The organism is Rubrobacter aplysinae (assembly GCF_001029505.1).
In the GTDB taxonomy this organism is placed as follows: domain Bacteria; phylum Actinomycetota; class Rubrobacteria; order Rubrobacterales; family Rubrobacteraceae; genus Rubrobacter_A; species Rubrobacter_A aplysinae.
The window spans coordinates 336,224-359,762 of the sequence record NZ_LEKH01000001.1 but is presented as its reverse complement, the minus strand read 5'-3'; the positions used below and the strand labels follow the sequence as shown (position 1 = coordinate 359,762).

18 protein-coding genes are annotated in these 23,539 nt (G+C 67.8%); 10 read left to right on the top strand and 8 right to left on the bottom strand.

What is annotated here, in order from left to right; translation table 11 throughout:
- Positions 1-22 precede the first annotated feature (22 nt).
- The 6 genes from ABD53_RS17575 to cydB all read left to right on the top strand — a co-directional run bounded on the left by ABD53_RS17575 (position 23) and on the right by cydB (position 8,059).
- Positions 23-964 (top strand): universal stress protein, encoded by a 942-nt coding sequence (locus ABD53_RS17575; RefSeq protein WP_047863993.1) that lies wholly within the window; start codon positions 23-25, stop codon positions 962-964.
- Positions 954-2,000 carry a universal stress protein gene (locus ABD53_RS01885; RefSeq protein WP_053057548.1) on the top strand — a complete coding sequence of 349 codons (1,047 nt, stop codon included), beginning with the start codon at positions 954-956 and terminating at the stop codon, positions 1,998-2,000. The genes ABD53_RS17575 and ABD53_RS01885 overlap by 11 nt, the downstream gene beginning before the upstream one ends.
- Positions 2,001-2,067: 67 nt before the next feature.
- Positions 2,068-3,792 carry a thiol reductant ABC exporter subunit CydD gene (gene cydD, locus ABD53_RS01880; RefSeq protein WP_047863990.1) on the top strand — a complete coding sequence of 575 codons (1,725 nt, stop codon included), beginning with the start codon at positions 2,068-2,070 and terminating at the stop codon, positions 3,790-3,792.
- Positions 3,789-5,627, top strand: a complete 1,839-nt coding sequence (cydC, locus tag ABD53_RS01875; protein WP_084709174.1) for a thiol reductant ABC exporter subunit CydC — start codon at positions 3,789-3,791, stop codon at positions 5,625-5,627. The genes cydD and cydC overlap by 4 nt, the downstream gene beginning before the upstream one ends.
- A gap of 4 nt (positions 5,628-5,631) precedes the next feature.
- Positions 5,632-7,014: a cytochrome ubiquinol oxidase subunit I gene (locus ABD53_RS01870; RefSeq protein WP_047863989.1), complete on the top strand. Its 1,383-nt coding sequence runs from the start codon at positions 5,632-5,634 to the stop codon at positions 7,012-7,014.
- Position 7,015: 1 nt separating this feature from the next.
- Positions 7,016-8,059 (top strand): cytochrome d ubiquinol oxidase subunit II, encoded by a 1,044-nt coding sequence (cydB, locus tag ABD53_RS01865; RefSeq protein WP_200900243.1) that lies wholly within the window; start codon positions 7,016-7,018, stop codon positions 8,057-8,059.
- Between the two features lie 31 nt (positions 8,060-8,090).
- Here cydB and ABD53_RS01860 read toward each other — a convergent pair whose 3' ends face one another.
- The 3 genes from ABD53_RS01860 to ABD53_RS01850 form a co-directional block, all read right to left on the bottom strand.
- Positions 8,091-8,726, bottom strand: coding sequence for a YIP1 family protein (locus ABD53_RS01860; RefSeq protein ID WP_084709173.1), 636 nt, complete (start codon positions 8,724-8,726; stop codon positions 8,091-8,093).
- 123 nt (positions 8,727-8,849) lie between these two features.
- On the bottom strand, positions 8,850-9,719 hold the full coding sequence (locus tag ABD53_RS01855) for an SDR family NAD(P)-dependent oxidoreductase (protein ID WP_047864151.1): 870 nt from the start codon (positions 9,717-9,719) through the stop codon (positions 8,850-8,852).
- A gap of 2 nt (positions 9,720-9,721) precedes the next feature.
- A complete protein-coding gene (locus ABD53_RS01850) occupies positions 9,722-11,224 on the bottom strand; it encodes a flavin-containing monooxygenase (protein WP_047863987.1) in 1,503 nt (500 codons plus the stop codon).
- A gap of 159 nt (positions 11,225-11,383) precedes the next feature.
- Between ABD53_RS01850 and ABD53_RS15555 the strand changes: the two genes are divergently transcribed.
- Complete coding sequence (locus ABD53_RS15555) at positions 11,384-11,887, top strand: SRPBCC family protein (protein WP_053057546.1); 504 nt, start codon at positions 11,384-11,386, stop codon at positions 11,885-11,887.
- A 144-nt stretch (positions 11,888-12,031) separates the two neighbouring features.
- Here ABD53_RS15555 and ABD53_RS01840 read toward each other — a convergent pair whose 3' ends face one another.
- The gene (locus ABD53_RS01840; RefSeq protein WP_160309597.1) at positions 12,032-12,601 is read right to left on the bottom strand and encodes a hypothetical protein; all 570 of its coding nucleotides are present in this window, start codon (positions 12,599-12,601) and stop codon (positions 12,032-12,034) included.
- A 243-nt stretch (positions 12,602-12,844) separates the two neighbouring features.
- On the opposite strand from ABD53_RS01840, the gene ABD53_RS01835 reads away from it, so the two are divergent.
- Positions 12,845-17,734 carry an NAD-glutamate dehydrogenase gene (locus ABD53_RS01835; protein ID WP_047863985.1) on the top strand — a complete coding sequence of 1,630 codons (4,890 nt, stop codon included), beginning with the start codon at positions 12,845-12,847 and terminating at the stop codon, positions 17,732-17,734.
- Positions 17,735-17,839: 105 nt separating this feature from the next.
- Positions 17,840-18,175, top strand: a complete 336-nt coding sequence (locus ABD53_RS01830) for a 4a-hydroxytetrahydrobiopterin dehydratase (RefSeq protein ID WP_047863984.1) — start codon at positions 17,840-17,842, stop codon at positions 18,173-18,175.
- 6 nt (positions 18,176-18,181) lie between these two features.
- Here the strand turns inward: ABD53_RS01830 and ABD53_RS15550 are convergent, their stop codons facing one another.
- The 4 genes from ABD53_RS15550 to ABD53_RS01810 form a co-directional block, all read right to left on the bottom strand.
- Entirely contained in the window at positions 18,182-18,760 is a 579-nt protein-coding gene (locus ABD53_RS15550; protein ID WP_053057545.1) for a metal-dependent hydrolase, read from the bottom strand.
- A 35-nt stretch (positions 18,761-18,795) separates the two neighbouring features.
- Positions 18,796-19,839: a Brp/Blh family beta-carotene 15,15'-dioxygenase gene (locus ABD53_RS01820; protein WP_047863983.1), complete on the bottom strand. Its 1,044-nt coding sequence runs from the start codon at positions 19,837-19,839 to the stop codon at positions 18,796-18,798.
- Between the two features lie 9 nt (positions 19,840-19,848).
- Entirely contained in the window at positions 19,849-21,063 is a 1,215-nt protein-coding gene (locus ABD53_RS01815) for a lycopene cyclase family protein (RefSeq protein ID WP_160309596.1), read from the bottom strand.
- Between the two features lie 214 nt (positions 21,064-21,277).
- On the bottom strand, positions 21,278-21,850 hold the full coding sequence (locus ABD53_RS01810; protein ID WP_047863981.1) for a type 1 glutamine amidotransferase domain-containing protein: 573 nt from the start codon (positions 21,848-21,850) through the stop codon (positions 21,278-21,280).
- 353 nt (positions 21,851-22,203) lie between these two features.
- Here ABD53_RS01810 and ABD53_RS01805 point away from each other — a divergent pair, with 353 nt between their 5' ends.
- The gene (locus ABD53_RS01805) at positions 22,204-23,382 is read left to right on the top strand and encodes a DEAD/DEAH box helicase (protein ID WP_053057544.1); all 1,179 of its coding nucleotides are present in this window, start codon (positions 22,204-22,206) and stop codon (positions 23,380-23,382) included.
- Positions 23,383-23,539 lie beyond the last annotated feature (157 nt).

The window sequence follows — 23,539 nt, the reverse complement described above, 5'->3', positions numbered from 1 at the left end:
GCAACCGGATGAGGAGGCAGTTATGAGAGATCCGTCCGACAAGATTGCCGCCAGGATACTGCTGGCAACAGACGACTCCGAGGAGGCGCGCTACGCCACGCACAAGGCCGTGGAGCTCGCCGGGAAGCTCGGTTCCGAGCTGCACGTGATCTACGTCGGGGACAGCGCGCTCCACATCGGAGACATGGGTGCGGTGGCGCTCGACCCACAGGTCGAGGAGCAGGCGCAGAAGAAGCTGGACGAGGAGTCCCGGCGGCTGCTCGACGAGCAGGTGCGGAAGATCGAGGCGGCCGGCGGGACCGTGGCCCAGTCTTATCTAAGGATGGGAGGCCGGGCGGATAGCATAGTGCGTTTGGCCGAGGAGATAGACGCCGGGATGGTCGTCATGGGCAGCCGGGGCCAGGGCGGTATCCGGCGGGCGCTAATGGGCAGTGTCGCCGACGGCGTTGCCCGTCATGCCCACTGCCCCGTCCTCGTGGTACGCGGAGACGGGCCCGCCGCCCTCTTCCCGGCCAGGATAGTGCTCGCCATAGACGGCTCCGAAGAGGCCCGGGCGGCGACGGAGACCGCCCAGACCCTGGCCGCCGGCACGAGCTCGGAGATACACGTCGTACACGCCGGCTTCACCGCCCACCTGCCATACACCCAACCCTACATGGCGGAGAACATCGAGTCGTTCGCCAAGCAGGCGGAGAAAGAAGCCCGCGAGTTCCTGGAAGGCCGGGTGGAAGAGATCAAGACCAAGACCGGCCTCCCGGTACACTCCCATCTGCGGCGGGGAGACCCCTCCGGGGAGATCGTCGAGCTGGCCGAGGAGGTGAACGCCAACCTGGTGGTGATCGGCAGCCGGGGTCTCGGCGGCATCCGGCGCTCCCTGATGGGCGGCGTCTCGGACTCCGTCGTGCGCCACGCCCACTGCCCGGTACTGGTGGTGAGAGACGCCGGGGCCGAAGATGGCGACTAACCCGACCAACCCCGCGGACCACGCCCGGGCCTCGGAGACTACCGGGGCCGCCGACGTGCTCCCCTCCAGGGTACTGCTCGCCACGGACGGCTCTCCCGAGGCGGGGCACGCGGCCCGGACCGCCGCGCGGCTGTGCTCGGAGGCCGGGTCCGAGCTCCACCTCGTACACGTCCGCTCCCACGTCTACAGGCTGTACGCCGACTCCGGCGCCCTGACCGAGGAGGCCATGAAGTCCCTGGAGGAGAACGCCCGCGATCTCCTGGCCGAGCAGGAGGCTCTGATACGGTCAGAGGGCGCCGAGGTGGCCCGGACACACCTGGAGACGGGCCACCCGGACGAGCGCATAGTGGAGCTCGCCGAGAGGCTCGACGTCGGGCTGGTGGTGCTCGGGAGCCGGGGGATGGGACGCTTAAAGCGCATGCTGGTCGGCAGCGTAGCCGAAGGCGTGGCCCACCGGTGCCGCCGGCCCGTGCTCGTGGTGCGGGGTCGTCTGGCCTCGTGGCCGCCGTCCAGGATAGTCCTGGCGGACGATGGCTCCGAGCCCGCCCGGGGAGCCGGAGAGCTGGCGGCGGCCATCGGGGGCCTGTCCGGGGCGAAAGTCATCCTCGTCAGAGCCTACCCGGAGCTGCCGCACGCCGACGAAGCCGAGCGCCTGCTCGACGCCCGGATGGTGGACGACGAGCTGCGCCGCCAGCAGCACCTCCTGGAAGATGGGGCCCGGCGCCTCGAAGGGCTGCTCGGCAAGAGGCCCCAGGTAAGGATAGCCGTCGGAGACGCCGCGGAGGTAGTCGTGGACGCCGCGGAGGCCGAGACCATCATGGACGCCGGCAACGACGACGAGAAAGAGCAGATGGGTACCGTGATCGCGGTCGGCAGCCGCGGCCTGGGACCGGTGGACAGGCTGAGGCTCGGCAGCGTCTCGGCGCGGGTGCTCTCGGTCGCACGCGGTCCGGTCTTGATTTACCCTGCTCCCGTGCAAGAATCGAGCGGGATCCACACCGACGACGCTGAGAGGGGGAACCGGGATCGAGCCTGAAGAACATCCCGGGGACAAGAGCTCTCCGGCGGAGCCAGAGAGCGGCGGGCGGGCGGCGAAGCGGCTCATCCGGCAGGCGGGTCTCCGGGCGAGGCTCCTGCTCGGCCTCTCGGTCGCCTTCGGCGTCCTGGGAACGGCGGCGATCATAGCCCAGATGGTTTTCCTGAGCCGCATCGTCGGGGGCGTATTTCTCGACGGGCAGGCCCTCTCGGAGGTCGGCCCGCTGCTCTTGTTGCTGGCCGGCGCCATCGCGGTGCGCGCGGTGCTCGCCTGGGCCGAGGAGGTCGCCGCCCGGACGGGAGCCCTGCGGGTAAAGACCGAGATCCGGGGCCGGCTGTTCGCGAAGATCACCCGCCTGGGCCCGGCGTACACCGCCGGCGAGCGCAGCGGGGAGCTGGTGACCACCGCCACCGACGGCGTCGACCGGCTTGAAGGCTACGCCGGACGTTACCTGCCACAGGTGCCCCTGAGCGCGGCGGCTCCGCTCCTGATCGCCGCCTACGTCTTCCCTATAGACTGGTCGAGCTCCCTGCTGCTACTCGTCACCGCGCCGGTGATCCCGGTAATGATGGCGATAGTCGGCAGCTACTCAGAGGAGCACATGTACAAGCAGTGGGACGCCCTCTCGCGAACCGGCGCGTACTTCCTCGATGTAGTTCAGGGACTCACCACCCTCAAGGTACTGAACCGCAGCCACTCCGAGCGCGGTCGCGTCGCCGAGGTCAGCGAGGAGTTCCGCAGCCGCACGATGCGGGTCCTGCGCTACGCATTCCTCTCCGGGCTCGTTCTGGAGTTCATGACCGCCGTGGCCATAGGCGTGGTCGCCGTGGTGCTGGGGGTGCGGCTTATCTCGGGCTCCGTGGCCTTCGAGGATGCTCTGCTCGTGCTCATCCTGGCCCCGGAATTCTACAAGCCGCTGCGCGAGCTCGGCTCCCGCCGCCACGACAGCATGGAAGGCGAGGCCTCCGCCGTCCGCATACTGCAGATCCTGCAAACCCCGGGGCCCTCAGAAACCGCGGATACCGTAGAGTCCGCCCAGCGCCCTACTACCGCCCCGCCAACCATCTCGGTCGGCGGCCTCCGTTACACCTACCCGGAGGGCCAGGTCCCGGCGCTCGACGGCGTGAGTCTGGAGCTGCCGGCGGGCCTGGTCACCGCCGTCGCAGGGCCGAGCGGCGCGGGCAAGAGTACCCTGGCGAGCCTCCTGCTGCGATTCGCCGAGCCGCAAGAAGGAACGATACACGCCGACGGCGTACCGGTAACCGGAATGCCCGCCGAGACGTGGCGGCGCAGCGTGGCGTACGTCGGTCAGCGGCCGCACCTGTTCTACGGCAGTTTGCTGGAGAACCTGCGCCTCGCCCGGCCGGACGCCGCAATGGAAGACGTGGAGGAGGCCGTGAGGATGTCCGGGCTCACGGAGCTCGTCGAGCGGCTGCCCCACGGGTACGAGACCCAGCTCGGCGAGCGGGCGGCGAGGCTCTCCGGCGGCGAGGCCCAGAGGGTGGCGGTCGCCCGGGCCTTTCTAAAGGACGCGCCGGTACTGGTGCTGGACGAGCCGACCTCCGAGCTCGACCCGGAGGCCGAGCGTCTTATCCGGGACTCGCTTTTCAGGCTGATGCGGGGCCGGACCGTGCTCCTCATCGCCCACCGGCTGTCCACGATCCGCCACGCCGACAGGGTCTACGTCCTCGACGAGGGCCGGGTCGTGGAGTCCGGCGACCACGACAGCCTGCTCCGGGAAGGCGGCCTCTACGCCCGGCTCGTGGACAGCTACGGTGGGGTAGCGGTATGAGGCGTCTGAGGCGACCCGGAGGACTGCGCTGGATGCTGGATCTCACCGGCGCGGGTCGAGGATTTGGCGGCCGGCTCGTGTTGTCGCTGCTGCTCGGCGCGGCCACCGTGGCGGCCGGGGTAACCCTGCTGGCGACGGCGAGCTACGTGATCTCGGCCGCCGCCCTCGGCACCTCGCTGCTGCTGCTGACGCTGCCGATCTACGTGGTCCGCATCTCCGGCCTCGCCCGCGCGGCGAGCCGCTACGGGGAGCGGCTGGTCTCACACGACGCCACCTTCCGGCTGCTGGCGCGGGTCAGGGTCCGCTTCTACGAGCGTCTCGAACCTCTGGCCCCCGCGCGGCTGCTGGAGCACCGTAGCGGGGACCTCCTCTCCCGCATAACCTCGGACGTGGACGAGCTACAGAACCTGTATCTCAGGGGCATACACCCCTTCCTCGTCGCCGCCCTGACCACCCTCCTGACCGGTGGCTTCCTCTACCTCTTCAGCCCGGCCCTGGCGCTGGCGGCGGTCGCCGTGCTCATCGCCGCCGGGATCGGTGTCCCGCTGCTCGCGATGGCCCTCACGCGCGGGCTCGGGCGGCGGGAGATCACACTCCGCTCCGAGCTGCGTAACGGGCTGGTAGACGGGGTGCAGGGCGTCGGGGACCTTCTGGCCTCCGGCAGAGAGGGAGACCAGCGGCGGCTGGTCGGGGACCTGGACGCCGGGCTCGGGGCCGTGCAGCGGCGCGGCGCGCTGGTCTCGGGCTTGCAGCGGGCGCTCGGGGAAGCGCTGCCGGGGCTCGCCGCGCTCCTCGTGCTCGTCATGACGGTCCCCCTGGTCGCCTCCGGGGAGGTCCGGGGCGTCTACCTGGCCGCGCTCGTGCTGGTGGCGGTCGGGGCCTTCGAGGCCATAGGACCCCTCGGCGCGGCGTTCCGGGCCATCGGCAAGTCCCTGTCGGCCGGAGACCGGCTCTCCGGGGTGATCTCCGCGGAGCCCCGGGTGAGCGATCCCCCGGAGCCCGTACCGGTTGGCGCGGAGCCTCACATGGAGCCTCGCGTGGAGTTCCGGGGCGTCGGGTTCCGGTACGCCGGGGACGAGCCGTTGGCCCTGCGCGGGGTCGACTTCACGGCGGAGCCCGGTGCCCGGGTCGCCGTGGTCGGCCCGAGCGGCTCCGGCAAGACCACGCTGGCCCACCTGCTCCTGCGCTTCTGGGACCCGGAGGAGGGCGTGGTCCGGCTCGGCGGCCACAACGTCCGCCGTTACCGGCAGGAGGATCTGCGGGAAGCCGTGGGCCTCGTCTCCCAGGAGAGCTACATCTTCAACGATACCCTGCGAGGCAACCTGCTGCTGGCGAGGCCGGAGGCGTCTGAGGCAGAGCTAGAGCACGCCGTGGAGATGGCCCGGCTTTCAGGGGTCGTCGAGCGGCTGCCGGGGGGGCTGGACACGCTCCTCGGCGAGCAGGGCGAGCGGCTCTCCGGCGGCGAGCGCCAGCGGCTCTCGGTGGCCCGGACACTCCTCAGGGACCCGCCAGTCCTGGTGCTCGACGAGGCCACCGCCGACCTTGACGCCGCCACGGAGCGGGATCTCCGGGAGGCTTTCGCCACCGCCGCGCGCGGCAGGACGACCATCCAGATCACCCACCGCCTCGTCGGGCTGGAGGGGACGGACGAGATCCTGGTAATGGACGCGGGGCGTATCGTCGAGCGGGGCACGCACGCCGAGCTACTCCGGGAAGGCGGCCTCTACCACCGCATGGTCGAGGTACAGCGCCAGATGCTCACCGAGCCCGCCCCGGAGCACGCCAGCCGCGTAAGTAACGTAAGTCACCCAGATCAGATAAACAGAGGAGGCTAGAAGAGTGGAAGATTTAGTCCTGTCCCGCCTGCAGTTCGCCTTTACCATTACCTACCATTACATCTTCCCCCAGCTCAGCATGGGGCTGGCGCTCTTGGTGTTTATACTAAAAACTGTCTCCATCCGGCGCGGCGACGAGCGCTACAACAAGGCCGCGCGGTTCTGGGGCAAGATCTTCGCCGTCACCTTCATCATGGGGGTCGTTACCGGTATCCCGATGGAGTTCCAGTTCGGCACCAACTGGTCCGAGTTCTCAGCCTACGCGGGCGACATTATCGCCCAGACCCTGGCCATGGAGGGGGCGTTCGCCTTCTTCCTGGAGTCGGCCTTCGTCGGCGTGTTCCTCTTCGGCGAGCGGCGTTTCGGGCAGAAGGTACACTGGTTCTCCTCGCTGATGGTGTTTCTGGGAACCTGGGCCTCGGGGTACTTCATCGTTACCACGAACGCCTGGATGCAGAACCCGGTTGGCTTCGAGCGCGTCGCCGACGGCGTAGAGCTAAACAACTACTGGGCCGTACTCACCAACCCGTGGGTATTTCCGCAGTACATGCACACGATGGGCGGCGCGGTGGTCACCGGCGCGTTCACGATGGCCGGGCTCGGGGCCTTCTACCTGCTCTCCCAGCGCCACGTCGAGTACGGCAAGATCTTCGTCAAGGTCGGCGTCATAGTAGGCGTGATCGCCAGCGTGTGGATGCTCTTCCCCAGCGGCGACCTCGAAAGCCGGCAGGTCTCCGAGAAGCAGCCGGAGAAGTTCGCCGCGATGGAAGGCCTCTTCGAGACCGAGGAGCCGGCGGGCATCGCCATCCTCGGCCAGCCGGACGTCGAGAACATGCGCCTGGACAACCCGATAGTCATCCCCAAGGCCCTATCCTTCCTTACCTACCAGTCGTGGACGGCCGAGGTCCAGGGGCTGGAGGAGCTGCCGCAGAAAGACTGGCCGGACAACATCCCGCTCCTGTACTACAGCTACCACGTCATGGTCGGTCTCGGGACGATATTTATCGGGATAATGGCCCTCTCGGCCCTGCTGCTGTGGCGCCGGCGGCTCTTCGAGTCGCGCTGGATGCTGTGGCTGTTGATGCTCGCCATACCGTTCCCCTACATCGCCAACACCGCAGGGTGGTTCACCACCGAGCTCGGGCGGCAGCCGTGGTTGATCTACGGCCTGTTACGCACCGAGGACGGTGTCTCGCCGCTCTTATCCTCCGGGACGGTGCTGTTCACCCTGATCGGGTTCGCCGGGATATACATGATCATGGGCCTGCTCTACATAGTGCTCATGGTGCGCGAGGTCGCAAACGGCCCCGACGATGAAGACGAGGAAGATCCTCCAGGCTCCCCCGAGCCGGAGCCGGAGCCCGCGATGAGTGGAAGGGAGGCCTAGGTTGCTGCCTACGCTGTGGTTCGTGCTGGTTGCGCTGATGCTCACCGTCTACGTGTTGCTGGACGGCTTCGACCTCGGGGCCGGGGCGCTGCACCTGTTCGCCGGCCGCGACGACCAGGAGCGTCAGCTGATCTTCAAGACCGTCGGCCCCGTGTGGGACGGCAACGAGGTGTGGCTGATAGCCACCGGCGGCGTGCTGTTCTTCACCTTCCCCGTGCTCTACGCCTCCGGGTTCTCCGGGTTCTACCTGCCCCTGATCATCGTCCTATGGCTACTCATGATCCGGGGCCTCTCCCTGGAGCTGCGCCGCCACATAGATAACCCCCTGTGGACCCAGTTCTGGGACGTGATGTTCGCCGTCGGCAGCATCCTCCTCGCGGTCTTCTACGGCGCGGCGCTCGGCAACGTCGTGCGCGGGGTGCCGCTAAACTCGGAGGGCAACTTCTTCCAGCCACTGTGGACGAACCTGAGCCCCTTCGCCACCCCACCCGGCATCCTCGACTGGTACACCGTCCTCACCGGCCTCCTCGCCCTCGCGACCCTTACCATCCACGGTGCGGCCTGGGTCGCCCTCAAGACCGAGGGCGCCCTGAACGGGCGTTGCCGCTCCATAATCCGCCGGGGCTGGTTCGCCCTCGTGGCACTCGCGGCGCTGGCGACGGTCGCGACGTTCTACGTCAGCCCCCGGATGCTGGACTCCTACCTGGACAGGCCCTACGGCTTCGTCCTGCCGCTGGTCGCCCTGGCGGGGCTCGGGGCGCTGCTGTACTTCAGCTTCAGGGGCAACGACCGGGGCTCTTTCCTGGCCTCCGGCGCGTACATCGTCGGGATGATGACCAGCACGGTCTTTGGCGTCTACCCGAACGTCCTGCCGGCGGTTGATCCGGCAAACAGCCTGACGGTGCAGGGCGCCGCCTCATCGCAGTACAGCCAGACGGTCGGGCTGGTGTGGTGGTCCATCGGCATGGTGCTCGCCGCGACCTACTTCATAATCATCTACTGGATGTTCCGGGGCAAGGTGAGCCTGGAAGAGGAAGGCTACTAGCCCCCGGACTTTCGAGAAGTTTCGAGCAGCTTCAGGAAGGCAGCCCCGAGAACCCCACGACCAGCGCCGCGAGCGTGATGGCCAGGAACAACGCGGCGACCAGGCACCCGAGCCCGGCGAGCGCGCACGACCCCACCGCTCCCCCGCGGCCGAGACGCGCCGCCTGCCGGGCTCCGGCGACCACCAGCGCCGCGTGCCACACGAGCGCGCCAGCGGAGGCCGCCAGCGCCACGCCGCCGAGCGCGCCCGCGCCGGTAAGCCCCTGCAGCCCGGCGAGCAGGATCTGGAGTACCGCAACGGCGGCCCACGGCGCGCAGGCCACCCCGACGAAGGCGAAGGCCGCGGCGAGCGTGGCCCGGCCGCCGAGGACGAGCGTGGCCGGGTACACGAGCGCGGAGAGCCCGGCCCACCACACGAAGGGCAGGACGAACGCGAGCACCGGCAGCACGACGCTCAGGCCTGATCTGAGCCTTTCGAACTCCTCCGGCGGTAGCTCCGGGAACTGCGCCCGGCTCACCCCGCCGCCGGAGAGTAAGAGCAAGAGTAGGCTCGCCAGCGCCCAGAGGGCCACGACCGTGACGCCGGCGCCCAGGCCCCGGCCCTCACCCACACTCCGCAGGGTCTCCCGGGGGCTCCAGAGCACCCTGAACCCTCTAGCAGCTTTCATCCGCCTCCCCCACCACTCTCGCTGCTCTCACCGGATCATCAACGTCGTTGTCCGCCCCGAATACCAGAGCCCGCTAACCTTGCGGGCGGGAGTAGCTCCGGCACGCCGCCCCGGGACGGGCCCTCACCGCCGGCTTCTCTTGGCCGGACGATTCGCCGGGAGGCGTCCGAGGAGCTTCGTCAGGATGGCCAGGGCCCTGGTGTAAGAGCCCGGGAACAGCCGGGCCGCGATGTCGGGGAGTACCGCGCTGGCACCGATCAGTACCCGGCTCTTCCGATGGTGGACGGCGTCGAGTATGATCTCCGCCGCCCGGTCGGCGGGGAAGGTCAACAGCCGGTCGAACTCCTCCTTCTGCGCCAGCCGGGACTCTGTGGACACGCCGCTGCCGGAGCGGGCGGTCTCCGCTATCCGCGTGCGGACGCCGCCCGGATGCACCGTAGTAACCCCGATACCGTCCGGTACCAGCTCGTGCCGCAGGGCCTCGCTAAACCCTCGTAGCGCAAACTTGCTGGCCGAGTAGGCCGACTGCCCGGCGGGCGCGATGAGCCCGAACAGGCTCGAAACGTTAACGACGTGACTCCCCGGGCTCTCCTTCAACGCCGGCAGCAGGTGGTGGGTGAGCAGTACCGGAGCCCGGAGGTTGACGTTCATCACCCAGTTGAACTCCTCCGGGGTCACCTGGTCGAACCTGCCGCCCAGGGCGACCCCGGCGTTGTTTATCAGGAGCGTTATCCGCGGCGTCTCCCGGCGAATACGCCCGGCCGCGGCCTTTGCGGCGTCCGCCTCGGCGAGGTCCACGACGTACGTGGCCACGCCCAGCCCGGGATAACTGGACCGGATCTCTCCGGCCACCGTCTCCAGCCGCTCCGCGTCCCGGTCCATGAGCACCAGGTGGCTGCCCCGGGCCGCCAGCCCGTGGGCCATAGCCTCCCCGATACCACTCGCCGCGCCGGTGAGGACACAGGTGCCTCCAGCGAAGGGGTAGCGTTGCAGGCTCACCGGCTCGCCGCCGGTACCGCGTGCCGGGCACCGCCGGTGGACCGGGAAACCCGCCCGAACTCCATCTCCCGGTCCAGTTTGGCGGTTTTCATGGACAGCGCGTCGAGGACGTAGTTCTGGCGCATCGTCCAGGGCGCGCGGGAGCCCTGCTTCGGGAAGTCTCCGATGGCGCGCTGGACGTAGCCGGAGGTGAGATCCAGCAGCGGCCGCCGCTCCATGTCTCCGGTGAGCAGGGGGTATCCGTAGTCATAGCCCTTGCGGTCCATGAACGAGAGCAGGCGACACACGTAGCGGGAGGAGAGGTCAGCCCTGAGGGTCCACGAGGAGTTGGTGTAGCCGACGCACAGCGCGAGGTTCGGGACGCCACTTAGCATAACGCCCCGGTGAATCCAGGTCTCCCCGAGGTCCACGGAGCGGCCGTCCACCGTAATGCTAATACCGCCCAGAGCCTTCATCGAGAGCCCCGTAGCCGTAACGACGAGGTCGGCCTCTAGAACCTTCCCGGAGAGGAGCCTTATCCCCTCCGGCACGAACCGCTCGACGTGATCCGTCGCTACGGAAGCCCGCCCGGAGCCTAGGGCCTCGAAGAGATCTCCCTCGGGCACGATGCACAGCCTCTGATCCCAGGGGTCGTAGTCGGGGGTGAAGTGCTCGTCCACCTGACGCTCGTCCTGCACACGCCCGAGCACTCCCTTGCGCAGCAGGCGTTTCGCGAGCTCCGGCCTGCGCCGGCACAACTGATAGAAGGCGGTCGTAAAGGCCACGTTCTTGGCGCGCACCAGCGCGTAGGCCAGGCGGTCCGGCAGGCGCCGCCTCAGCGAGTCCGCGGCCCGGTCCACGCTCGGGAGCACGGAGATGTAGCTTGGGGACCGCTGGAGCATCGTGACGTGCTCCGCGTCCCGGGCCATCGCCGGCACCAGGGTAACGGCCGTCGCTCCACTACCGATAACGACGACCCGCTTATCGCGGTACTCCAGATCCTCCGGCCAGAACTGGGGATGCACCATCCGGCCCTCGAAGTCCTCTATCCCCTCGAACCGGGGCGCGTGGCCGTGCTCGTAGTCGTAGTATCCGCTGCACATGTACAGAAAAGAGCACGTCAACGACCGCTGCGTGACCGCGCCGTCTTCTCCGGTAACCTCCGTCTCCAGCGTCCATCGGGCCTCTTCGGAGGACCAGGATGCCGCCGTTATGCGGGTGCCGAACCGGATTCGGCGCTCGATGTCGTTCTCCCGGGCCGTGTCGTTGATGTACTCCAGGATGGAGCCGCCGTCCGCGATGGACTCAGGGCCGGACCACGGGCGAAAAGGATAGCCCAGCGTGAACATATCCGAGTCGGAGCGGACGCCCGGGTAACGGAACAGATCCCACGTCCCGCCGATGGCGTCGCGCGCCTCCAGGATGGCGTATGACTTGTCCGGACACTCGGTCTGCAGGCGATAAGCCGCGCCGACGCCGGACAGCCCGGCGCCCACGATCACGACGTCCAGAGCCTCCAAATGGTCCCTATCCCGCCCGGGCTCGGGGCGTCCTCTTGCCGGAACTCTGCGTGTTAAGCTCATGGGCTCAGTGTATCAACGACCTCGGTGGCCGGCGGCTCGGGCGGCCGGCACGTTCCAGTATCCATCTACGAGCCTACGGAGAGCAGGAGGCACCGGATGAGCGAGACGACCCAGGAGTACGAGAAGCGGCAGCCGATCTACCGCCCCCCGGACGAGGTCTTCGATTGGCTCTCGAAGGTGGAGAACCTCCCCCACTACCTGCCGCCCGTCAAGGAGTCCTGGTCCGAGGGCCCGGCCGCAGCCGGTAAGCCCGGCGAGAGGATCAAGATGAAGGTCGAGATCCCGGGCCGCTACGATACCGAAGGAGAGGGCTACTTCCACGCCGACGAAGAAGCCCGCAGGCTCGAATGGGGGGCGGAGTTCTCCCGGGACTACTCCGGCTGGCTCACGGTGGAGGAGGTGTCGGGGAGCCCGGAGGAGTGCCTGGTCACGGCGCACCTCTCGTTCGGCCCGCGCTCGGTCCAGGGGGAGGTTCAGGAGGAAGCGCAGCAGGATTCGGACGGGGATCAGGACCCCCTCGAGGATGGCGTAGGCCGGACCCTGGAGTCCATAAGGCGTCAGATCGAGGAGGGCCGCGGCAAGACGTCGGCCGGGGGGTGAGACCGGGTACCCCGCCTCACGGCGCCCACCGGGACGCCGAGGCGGGGGTTGGCTTTCCGCCGCGGGCCCTCTGGGGGCTTCTAGGACTCTCTGGCATTCTCTAGCGGTAGTCGGCAGGAGGCCCGCGAAAGCCCGGGCGGACTCCTACACGCCCTCCTCCACGCTCAACACGGAGATGCCGTTGCTCTCGGAGACGAGCTCGTTCTGGTCCTCCACCGTGTACTGGAAGGCGCGGCAGGCGGCCCCGCGGGTGTTGAAGACCAGGGCGAGCCCGGCGTCCTGGCGGTCATCCTCTGACCCGTTGTAGAAGTCTATGGCGAGGGCGTCGGTCCCCCGGTTCTCGTACCTCAGCTTCTCCGCCACCTTCTGGAGCTCCTCACGGCTTTTGGCCTCCGTGTTCACCTCCAGCTCCTTGCCGGTCTCCGCGTCGCCCTCCTCTGCCACCTCGTAGGGGGGGACTTGTCCGGGATCGGAGACCTCGACACCGGGCTCCCCGCTGTCCGATGCCTCCGCCAGACACTCCTCCTCGGAGAAGGTTTCGGTCGTGGTAACGGCGTTCGTGGGACCGGGGACCTGCGCGTTACCGGAGCCCCCGGAGCCCTCGTACTGGCCGCCGGACTCCTCGCCCGACTGCTCTCCTCCCCCGCAACCCGTGGCCAAGAGCCCGGCTATCACCACCAAGATAACGGCCACGAGGGATCTCACGCCCAGCACACCCAATCCAGCCTCCTGTAGATTTCCGTAGACTCCGCGTTCGCCTTTTGCTTGACTCTTTTTTACCTTTCACACCGGTCCCATGAACTTCGCATGGTTCCGGCTCCGGAGCGGAGTATAGTGGAGGATTCTAATAGCCAGGGCCCGCGCGACGCCAGCTCGTCCGGGGGCCGGGACGCTGAAAATGCGCCTCGAATAGCGCTACCATGTCCTACAGGGACGGCACGAGCAGAGGAGACGGCGATGACCGACAGGGCCGGGCTAATAGAGGGTGTCACTGAGCGGGCGCGGCGGCGGCTGGAGGAGGATCACGCGTCGCGGTTCGAGGAGTTCGCGGAGCTCTACTATGGCTGGGTTTCGGAGGAGGATCTCGCCGGCCGGCCGGCGGTGGACCTCTACGGAGCCGCACTGTCGCACTGGAACCTGGCCTCCTGCCGGGCACCCGCACAGACGAAGGTGCGCGTCTACACCCCGCACTACGAGGAGCACGGCTGGCAATCCAGCCACACCGTCATAGAGGTGGTCGTGGACGACATGCCGTTTCTGGTGGACTCGGTCGGCATGGAGCTCAACCGCCTGGGCTACTCTATACACCTCATGATGCACCCGGTAGTGCGCGTCGTGCGCGACGAGTCCGGCCGTCTAGAGGAAGTGCTGCCGCCCGAGTCGGAGCGGGGTGTACCGGAGTCGGTGATGCACGTCGAGGTGGATCAGCACTCCGAGGCCGGGGTGCTCGACGAGCTCCGGGACAACCTCGAACGGGTGCTCGGCCAGGTAAGGGTCGCCGTGGAGGACTGGTCCGCGATGCGCGAGCGGGTGCGCGAGATCGTCTCCGGCCTCCCGGAGGGGTCGCTGCCCGTGGACACCGACCAGCAAGAGGAGTCCCGGGAGTTTCTGGAGTGGATGGAGAACGACCACTTCACCTTCCTCGGATACCGGGACTACGACCTCGTAGAGGTAGAAGGAGAGGATGCCCTGCGTCAGGTCGAGGGTTCCGGGCTCGGCATACTGCGCCAGGACGAGGACAAGGATTTCTCAAACAGCTTCGCCCAGCTCCCGCCCGAGGTGCGGCGGCTGGCGCGGGAACCCTACCTGTTGAACCTCACCAAGGCCAACTCCCGCTCCACGGTCCACCGTCCGGCCTACCTGGACTACGTGGGCGTCAAGCGCTTCGACGCAGAGGGAAACGTTACCGGCGAGCGGCGTTTTCTGGGGCTGTACACCTCGTCGGCCTACAGCACCGACCCCCGGAACATCCCGCTGGTACGCCGCAAGATAGACCGGGTGCTCGAAAACGCCGCCCTGCCGCCGGGCAGCCACTATGAGAAGGCGCTCGTGGAGATCTTCGAGTCCTACCCCCGCGACGAGCTCTTCCAGACCCCGGCCGACGAGCTGTACGAGATCTCGACCGGCATCCTCCACCTCCAGGAGCGCCAGCGCGTCAGGCTCTTCGTGCGGCGCGACCTGTACGGCAGGTTCTTCTCGTGCCTGGTGTACGTCCCCCGCGACCGCTACGACACCGCCGTCCGGCACCGGATACAGGAGATCCTGCGCCGCGCCCTCGACGGCTCGGACGTGGAGTCCACGGTCCACCTCTCGGAGTCGGTGCTGGCCCGGCTCCACTTCGTGGTCCACACGGACCCCACGGAGCTCACGGACTCCCCGGACGGCTCCGAGCCCCCGGAGTACGACGCCCGCGAGCTGGAGGGCCGGATCTTCGAGGCCTCGCGCTCCTGGGCGGATAACCTGCACCGGGCCCTCATAGAGCGCCGGGGCGAGGAGAAGGGAGTGGAGCTCTTCGGGCTGTACCGCGACGCGTTCCCGGCCGGCTACCGCGAGGACTTCCTGGTCCGCACCGCCGTCACCGACATCGGACGCATCGAGGATCTGGCCTCCGAAGAGGATCTCGGCATGGGCCTCTACCATCCTCTCGAAGCCCCGGAGGACTTCCTGCGCTTCAAGCTCTTCCGGCGTGGCGAGCAGGTCTCGCTCTCGGAGGTTTTGCCGCTGCTGGAGGACATGGGCGTGGAGGTCGTGGACCAGCGGCCCTACCGCATCGAGGCCGAGGGCCGGGTGCCGGTCTGGATCTACGACTTCGGACTCTCCTACGAGGCCGAGGGGCAGCTCCAGACGGGAGAGATCCAGGAGATCTTTCAGGAAGCCTTCGCCCGCGCCTGGCAAGGCGAGATCGAGAACGACGGCTTCAACCGCCTCGTCCTCGGGGCGCGGCTGACGTGGCGCGAGGCGTCCATCCTGCGCGCCTACCACCGCTACCTGCGCCAGGGCGGCGGAGCCTTCTCCCAGAGCTACGTCGAGGAGACCCTCGCCTACAACCCCGAGATAGCCCGCAGCCTCGTCCGGCTCTTCCAGGCGCGCTTCGACCCCGCCCGCAACTCGAACGGCGGCCCTGCGGTTACGGAGCGTCTGGAGTCCGGCATAGAGGCCTCCCTCGAAAATGTCACTAGCCTCGACGAGGACCGTATCCTGCGCAGCCTGCTGACCGCCATACAGGCTACCCTGCGCACCAACTACTACCAGACCAATGAGGACGGCGAGCCAAAGGGCTACCTCTCCTTCAAGCTCGACCCCCAGAAGCTGCCCGAGCTCCCGAAGCCGAGGCCGATGTACGAGATCTTCGTCTACTCCCCGCGCATGGAGGGCGTCCACCTGCGCGGCGGCCGGGTCGCCCGCGGCGGCATCCGCTGGTCTGACAGGAGAGAGGATTTCCGTACCGAGATACTCGACCTCATGAAGGCCCAGATGGTCAAGAACGCCGTGATCGTGCCCGTCGGAGCGAAGGGCGGCTTCGTGGTCAAGAACCCGCCGCCCGCCTCCGACCGCGAGGCCGTGATGAACGAGGGCGTGGAGTGCTACCGGACCCTGATCCGGGGCATGCTCGACCTCACCGACAATCTCGAAGACGGCGAGACGGTCCCCCCGCCCGCCGCCGTGCGCCACGACTCCGACGACACCTACATCGTGGCCGCAGCCGACAAGGGCACCGCCACCTTCTCGGATATAGCGAACGAGATCTCCGTGGAGCGCGGCTTCTGGCTCGGCGACGCGTTCGCCTCGGGCGGCTCATCGGGCTACGACCACAAGTCCATGGGCATCACGGCTCGTGGCGCGTGGGAGTCCGTAAAACGCCACTTCCGCGAGCTCGGCACCGACGTACAGAACGAGGACTTTACCGTCGTCGGCGTCGGCGACATGGCCGGAGACGTGTTCGGCAACGGCATGCTGCTCTCGCGCCACATAAAGCTCGTCGGCGCGTTCAACCACCGCCACATCTTCCTCGACCCGGACCCCGATCCGGAGCAGAGCTACGCCGAGCGCGAGAGGCTCTTCAATCTCCCCCGCTCGTCGTGGGGCGACTACGACGAGTCGCTCATCTCCGAGGGCGGCGGCGTGTTCTCCCGCGACGCCAAGTCCGTCCAGCTCTCACGGCAGATAAAGGAGCTCCTGGACGTAGAGGCGGACAGCCTGGCACCGAACGAGGTGATCCGGGCCCTGATCTCGGCCCCCTCCGACCTGTTCTGGAACGGCGGCATCGGCACCTACGTGAAGTCCTCCGCGGAGACCCACGCCGAGGTCGGCGACAAGGGCAACGACGCCGTGCGCGTGGACGGCCGGGACCTGCGCTGCCGGGTGGTCGGCGAGGGCGGCAACCTCGGCTTCACCCAGCAGGGCCGGATACAGTTCGCGCTCTCGGGCGGCAGGATCTACACCGACGCCATAGACAACTCCGCCGGCGTGGACTGCTCGGACCACGAGGTAAACATAAAGATACTGCTCGGCCAGGTCGTCGCCGCCGGCGAGATGACCGTCAAGCAACGCGACCGCCTGCTCTCCGAGATGACCGAGGAGGTCGCCGAGCTGGTCCTCCGCGACAACTATCTCCAGACCCGCGCCATAAGCAACTCTCTTGCCCAGTCGGCCTCGATGGCCGGCGTACACGCCCGCTACATCCGCGAGCTGGAGAGCCAGGGTCGCCTCGACCGCAGCCTCGAAAACCTCCCCGGCGACGAGGAGTTCGGCGAGCGCAAGTCGGACGGCACCGGGCTTACGGCCCCCGAGCTGGCCATATTATTGTCGTATTCCAAGATAACGCTGTACGAGGAGTTGCTGGACTCCGATCTCCCGGAGGACCCGTACCTATCACGGGAGCTCGAGCGTTATTTCCCCTCACCGCTGGAGGACCGTTACGAGGAGGAGATGCGGGAGCACCGGCTGTCGCGCGAGCTGGTCGCCACGCAGGTCGTAAACAGCCTGGTGAACCGGGCCGGCAGCACGTTCGCGTTCCGGTTATCCGAGGAGAACGGGGCCTCAGCGCCGGAGATCGCCCGCTCATACACCGTGGCCCGCGAGGTATTCGGGATGCGGCGGATATGGGCGGATATAGAGGAGCTCGACGCGCGGGTCCCGGCGGAGACCCAGACCAGGATGCTCCTGGACGTGAGGCGGCTCCTGGAGCGGGCTACCCGGTGGCTGCTCCGCAACCGGCGTCCCCCGATGGATATAGCGGAGACGGTCGAGCACTTCGCGCCCGGGGCGCAGGAGCTTACGGAAGAGCTGCCGAAGCTGCTGCTGGAGGCCGACCGCGAGGCGCTGGAACGCTCCGTTGAGGCGCTGACCGGCGACGGCGTGCCCGAGGAGCTCGCGCGCCGGATCGTCTCGCTGAACTCCCTGTTCTCGGCCCTGGACATCGTGGACGTGGCGACGTCCACCGGCCGAGCCGTCTCGGAGGTGGCGGCGGTGTACTTCACCGCTGGAGATCGCCTGTGGCTGCACTGGCTGAGGGAGCGCATAGACGCCCTGCCCCGCCAGGACCGCTGGCAGACCCTGGCCCGCGCCGCCCTGCGCGACGACCTGTACAGTCAGCAGATCTCACTAACCGCCGAGGTGCTGCGCTCTACGAGCGGCGAGGAGGACGAGAGCGCCGCAGACGCGGTGGAGGCCTGGATCGAGGCCCGCAGCGCGCCGGCGGCCCGGGCGATCGGGATGCTCTCGGACATCCGAAACGGCGGCGTCTTCGACCTGTCCACACTATCGGTGGCTTTAAGGGAGATCCGCAACCTCTCTACCACCTCCGGCGTTCCGGAGACGGCTGAGGAGGCTAAAGGAACGAGCTAAAGAAACAAGCCGGGCTCAGGCGGTTAGCGGGCCGCTTGTAGACCATACGAGAGAGGCGAGGTGGTCTGCTAGACTCGTCTCAGAGACGATCAGAGGAGGCACGGAATGTCCGAACAGGGCTCGGAGCTGGCGAGCAGGACCTGCGAGGCGTGCAGGTCGGACACCCCGCCGATGCAGTCCGGGGAGATAGCACAGCTCTCGCCGCAGCTACCGGACTGGGAGGTCGTGGAGGATCACCACCTGCGGCGCGGCTTCGGTTTCAGGAATTTCCGCGAGGCGCTGGACTTCGTGAACGGCGTCGGCGAGCTTGCCGAGGAGCAGGGCCACCACCCGGAGATACATTTCGGCTGGGGCCACGTCGAGCTAGAGGTCTGGACCCACAAGATAGACGGCCTGACCCAGAGCGACTTCGTCTTCGCCGCGAAGGTGGACCGCATCTAACGCACCCTAGCCGTCGGGCTCGACGCCGCCCTTCCGGCGTCTGAGCCTCTTGAACAGGAGCAGGACCATCGTGACGATTATTGCCCCGTGCTCGATGGCGAAGAACTGCCGACCGTAGTAGTCGTCGTCGTAGTAGGAGACCGGGCTGGACCACTCCCAGCCCGAGATCGGCCAGAAAAGCGGCCGGGTATCGTTTACGTGGGTCAGAAAATCCGCGACCGTGTGTCCGGCCCAGCCGACCAGGAACCACAGCAGGACGTGACGTGCGTCCACCGTGTCGGACGTGACGAGTCGGAGCAGCGCGTAGAGCGCGAGTAGCGCCGCCGGCAGGACGAGCGAGTGGAGCGCGGACCCGGTCCCGCCGAACGGGCCGGTAAAGTAGATGGCGTCCAGCATCTCCTCGGAGCCCATAGCGGACCAGCCCTCGCGGAAGTAACCCGCACCGGTAAAGTACGCCGCGCCGGCGAACGAGGGCAGGTCCGGGATCACGCTCCCGACCGCGCCGGAGATAGCCGCCGGCCTGCCAGCCCCGAGTCCGTGCTTGGCCAGGGCCCAGGTAAAGAACGCGTGGGCGTATGTCTCCACGCGCGGAGTCTAACCCAGATGGCGTCTCGAGCGCGTCACGCGTCTTTTGCCCCCCAGACTCCCTGCCGGAGATCCATCCAGGTAACCAACACCACGTGCGGCAGCGTAAGCGTGGAGATGAGCACCAGGTAGCCTGCGAGAAGCCCGGACGCGCCTCCGGGACCGGACGGGACGTACAGGTACAGCACGGCCAGCAAGACCAGGGCAGCGAGCGTAAGCGGCGCGGCGTCCCGGGCGAAACGCCGCAGGGCCGGCGCCAAGCCGCCGTTCTCCAGCGAACGCACGGAGGCCGGGTCCAGCAGCATCAGCCGCGCGATGTGCCGGGGCGAGTGCCAGAGGCAGAAGTAGATCCCGACCGCCAGTATCGGGGGGACCACCGAGAAGTACGCCGCGAGCAGCGAGATCTCCCCCGCCTCGGCGGCGAGCCTGGGCAGGCTGGAGGTACGCCGGTACACGCCCCGGAGATACAGCAAAGCCAGGGCGAGCATCGCAAGCCCGCCGCAGAGCCGTAGCGCCAGCGAGACTCCGCCGGGTAGCGGGTCCGGGTAGGACCCGCCGAAGAGGCCGACCAGGCTCTCTCCCACCCCGGCGTACACCGCCGGGAACGCGAGCAGCGGCACGAGCATCGGCAGCCCGCCCCGCACCAGTATCCCGGCCGCCACCGGCGGGCCGCCGACCCCGATCAGGGCCTTCGAAGAGTAGAGGTCACCCTGCCCCCAGTGGAACAGGGTAAAGAGTATGAAAAGCGTAAAAGATAGGAGCGGGGATACCGTCCACAGGGCGAGATACGCCCCGCCGAGCAGGAGGTACAACGCAACCACCCCGGCGACCGAGCGCGCTCCGACTCCCCTGCCGCTCAGGCGGCCGGGAACCAGGTGGTCGGCGGCGCCGTGGGGCAGCCCGAACAGGACGAGGCTGGCCGCGAACGGGACGTACTGCACCCAGCCGAGCCCGTCCGGGATCTCGAACCCCAGCGCGAAAGGCAGCGTGACCCCGAGGAGTGCGACCCACGAGGGGACGACGATGCCGCGTAGCAGGGTGCGGCGCGCGGCGGGGGTGCCCGAGTCGGCAGGCCCCAAGCGTGCGTGCTAGCCCCGGAGCCTGCGGGAGAGGCCCTCCAAGGAGGCGCGTCCGGCCAGCCCCACGAAAGGCCTCTTCGGGAGGGCCCGGATCAGGCGCGCCTCGTCGAGCGGCGAGCTGCGCTCCGTCAGAAACCGCACCATCGCCTCCGGTGGCACCCCCTCGAACATCCGCAGGTACAGCTCCGGGCATAGCTCCGGGCGCTCCCGCATCAGCTTCAGGAACAGCCCGTCGAGCACCTCGTGGCGCCGGGGTCCGCCCCGCTCCGGCGGTCCTCCCCCCCGGGCCAGGCTCCGGGCCAGACGCTCGCAGTAACGCTGGATGCGCAGGAACGTATAGCCCGTCGAGGGCCGGGTCTCGCCCCCGGCCATGCCGACGTTGTATACCCCCGGCTCCCCGCGGCGCGGGAACCGGTAGTCGGTCATCGGGATGTAGCCGCTCTCCTCCTTGAGCGTCTGGTACTCTCCCGCGCCGACGCCGTACTCCTCGGCGAGATACTCCAGGGCTTCGGACCGCATCTCGTCCTGAGACACCTCCGCCGAGGAGAGGTATACGTTCTCCACCAGCGCCTCCTCCTCGGAGAACGGCAGCACGTAGGCGAACCTCAGCCCCCTCTCCTGACTCACGCAGAAGTCCATGAGCGTGCAGCGCGAGGCGTCGAAGACGGGACGGTCCGTCCGGACCCGCAGCCCGACGAACCTCTGCGGCACCCAGTGGGACTCCTTGTGGGCCTTCTCGAAGACCGGAGAGCCGGGCGAAAGGCTGCGGCAGTCCAGCACCACCCCCGCCTCGTAGCCGCCGCCCGCCGTGCGCACCCTCGGCGAGCGGAGCCCATCCGCATCCGCGGCCACCTCCGCCTCCTTTCCGAGCCCGAGCCGGACGTTGGGATGGCGCGAGATGTACGCGACGGCGGCGTCGTAGAAGTCCGCCCCCGAGAGGCAGAGATATGGATGGTCCCCGGAGCCGGTCACCGCCCTGCGCCCTTCGGCCCGCACCTCCCAGGAGTGCCAGCGCTTATCGGCGAGATGCGAGAAGGGGGTCGGCTCCACGTCCCAGAAACACCAGGTGCGGTCGTCGGGGAACCCGGTCTTGCGGTCCAGGATGAGGATGCTGCCGGTCACGCCGTGCCGCAGGAGCTGGTAGCAGAGGGTAAGCCCGGCGCAGCCCGCGCCGAGGATTATGTAATCGTAGTTTGAGCCGTCGGGATCCGGCGGGTCAGGCATCTCCATCCGGTGGGGCCCCGACTCTTCCGGGACTGCCACGTCTTTTGCTCGATCTCCGGCCCGCAAATCACCCCTATCCCTCGACTCCCGCCCGATAATAGCCGATCACCTCGGCCCGGACAGCGGCCGCGAGCACAACACAAACACAAACGGAGACCCCGTCCGGGACGGAGCCTCCGTGGGCGGTGTGACGGCTCGGGAGTGTTAGGGCGGGCTAGGCGCTGCGGGCCTGCTCCGGGTGCTTGCCCTCCTCGAACTCCTCCACGATCTTGTCGCAGAAGGCCGGGAGGTCGTCCGGGTTGCGGCTGGTGACGAGTCCCTTGTCAGTGTGGACCTCCTCGTCCACCCAGGTCGCCCCGGCGTTTCGGATGTCGGTCTGGAGGCTCGGGAACGAGGTCAGGGTCCGGCCCCGCAGCACGTCGGCCTCGATGAGGGTCCACGGCGCGTGACAGATGGCCCCTACCGGCTTCTCCTGCTCGAAGAAGCCCTTCACGAAGCTCACCGCCTCCGGCGTGCCCCTGAGAATGTCTGGGTTCGCAACGCCGCCGGGGAGCACGAGCGCATCGTAATCGTCGGAGCTCACGCCGGATACCTCACGGTCCACCTGGAAGGTGTCGGCCTTGTCCAGGTGGTTGAAGCCCTGGATCTCACCCGAGCGATTCGAGACCAGCTCGACCTCCGCGCCGGCGTCCTTGACGGCCTTCCACGGCTCGGTCAGCTCGACCTGCTCCACGCCCTCGTGCGCGACGAGAAAGGCTACCTTACGGCCCTGGAGTTCGTTGGCCATGATCTACTCCTTCTCTAAGCTCTTCTCTAAGCTATCTGCTTACCCTCTCGTTGATAGCACTACCCGGCCTCCCCGGACGATAAACAGATCACCAGACACCCACCGCACGGCGCGTAACGGCCTCTACCCGACACTGTAGCCCGGAGTGCGATATAGTCTGTAGGCTACTTTATCGAGATATACGTCCACAGCCTTCGAGATGTCAGGTGGCATGGAAGCCACGCCAGAGCATCTCCTTTTTTGTGCCCAGAGCCAGCCTCTCCCGTCCTCGTGCGTCGAGCGCGGCGGGTGGTCGCCAAGACGTAGCTCCGTGCGGTGGCGTCCACGAAAAACCATTAGAGAGGAAACACGCTTTGGCACCACAAGAGACACAGGAAACGCAAGAGACGCAAGAAACACGAGAGACCCAGAACGTCACGTTCGCCGACCTGCACTTCTCGGCGGAGATAAAGAAAGCCGTAGCGGCCCAGGGCTGGGAGACGCCGACCCCGATCCAGTCGCTCGCCCTGCCGGTATTGCTTGGCGGCGAGGACGTCGTAGGGCTCGCGCAGACCGGCAGCGGCAAAACGGCGGCCTTCTGCATACCGTTGCTGGAGAGGCTCGACGGCCGGGCAAGGGGCGTGCAGGCGCTCGTCCTCGCCCCTACCCGCGAGCTGGCCAACCAGACCGCCGCAGAGCTGCAAAAGCTCTCCCCAGAGGGGACCCAGAAGCCCGTGGTGCTCTGCGGTGGCATGCCGATAAACCCCCAGATAAAGGCCCTGCGCAGGAAGACCACCAGCGTGGTCGTCGGGACGCCGGGCCGTACACTGGACCACCTGAACCGGGGCACCCTGAAGCTGGACAGTGTGGGCTACCTCGTGCTCGACGAGGCCGACCGGATGCTCGACATGGGCTTCGCCCCGGACGTTGGCCGCATCCTGTCCTATACCTCGGCAGAGCGTCAGACCGCTCTCTTCTCGGCGACGATGCCGAACGAGATCCGCAAGGTAGTGGACCGCCACATGCGCTCGCCGAAGTGGCTGCGGGTCGAGGCGGAGACCACGACGGTCGAGGGCGTGGAACAGGTCTACTACAAGGTCGACGGCAAGGAGAAGACCCGCGCCCTGCGCGCCATGCTCGACGCGGAGGAGGAGCCGCTGGCGATAGTGTTCCGCCGCACCAAACACGGCGCCACCAAGCTGCATCGCCAGCTAGAGAAGGACGGCTACAGCTCCGGTCTCCTGCACGGCGGCAAGACCCAGTCCCAGCGTGACAAGGCGATAGCCGCGTTCGCGAAGGGCAGGACGCGGGTACTCGTCGCCACCAACGTCGCCGCGCGCGGCCTGGACATCCCGGACGTCTCGCACGTTATCAACTACGACCTGCCGGAGGACGTGGACACCTACGTGCATCGCATAGGCCGCACCGCCCGCGCCGGTAAGGAAGGCGTCGCGGCCACGATCGTCGCCAACGACGAGAAGCGGGACTTCGACAAGATCAAACGCGGCCTCCCGGTAGAGGTCCGTGAAAGCCGCCTCCCGGCCCGGTCGTAGGGAGATACAGCAAACCTCAGTATAGCCTGATTATCCGGCCACCCGGTATCGGACGCGGGCCGGAAGCTAGGACTCCGGCCCGATGAAAGCGTGACCGCGGCTCCTGCGGTCACGTTCCGGCACGGCCAACAGAGTCTCCGTTGTACTTCTCCGTCGC

Coding starts and splice junctions, on each gene's coding strand:
- ABD53_RS01810 (WP_047863981.1), bottom strand. CDS start 21,850: ATGGCCAACGAACTCCAGGGCCGTAAGGTAGCCTTTCTCGTCGCGCAC.
- ABD53_RS01885 (WP_053057548.1), top strand. CDS start 954: ATGGCGACTAACCCGACCAACCCCGCGGACCACGCCCGGGCCTCGGAG.
- ABD53_RS01835 (WP_047863985.1), top strand. CDS start 12,845: ATGACCGACAGGGCCGGGCTAATAGAGGGTGTCACTGAGCGGGCGCGG.
- ABD53_RS17575 (WP_047863993.1), top strand. CDS start 23: ATGAGAGATCCGTCCGACAAGATTGCCGCCAGGATACTGCTGGCAACA.
- ABD53_RS01830 (WP_047863984.1), top strand. CDS start 17,840: ATGTCCGAACAGGGCTCGGAGCTGGCGAGCAGGACCTGCGAGGCGTGC.
- ABD53_RS01815 (WP_160309596.1), bottom strand. CDS start 21,063: ATGCCTGACCCGCCGGATCCCGACGGCTCAAACTACGATTACATAATC.
- ABD53_RS15555 (WP_053057546.1), top strand. CDS start 11,384: ATGAGCGAGACGACCCAGGAGTACGAGAAGCGGCAGCCGATCTACCGC.
- ABD53_RS01860 (WP_084709173.1), bottom strand. CDS start 8,726: ATGAAAGCTGCTAGAGGGTTCAGGGTGCTCTGGAGCCCCCGGGAGACC.
- cydC (WP_084709174.1), top strand. CDS start 3,789: ATGAGGCGTCTGAGGCGACCCGGAGGACTGCGCTGGATGCTGGATCTC.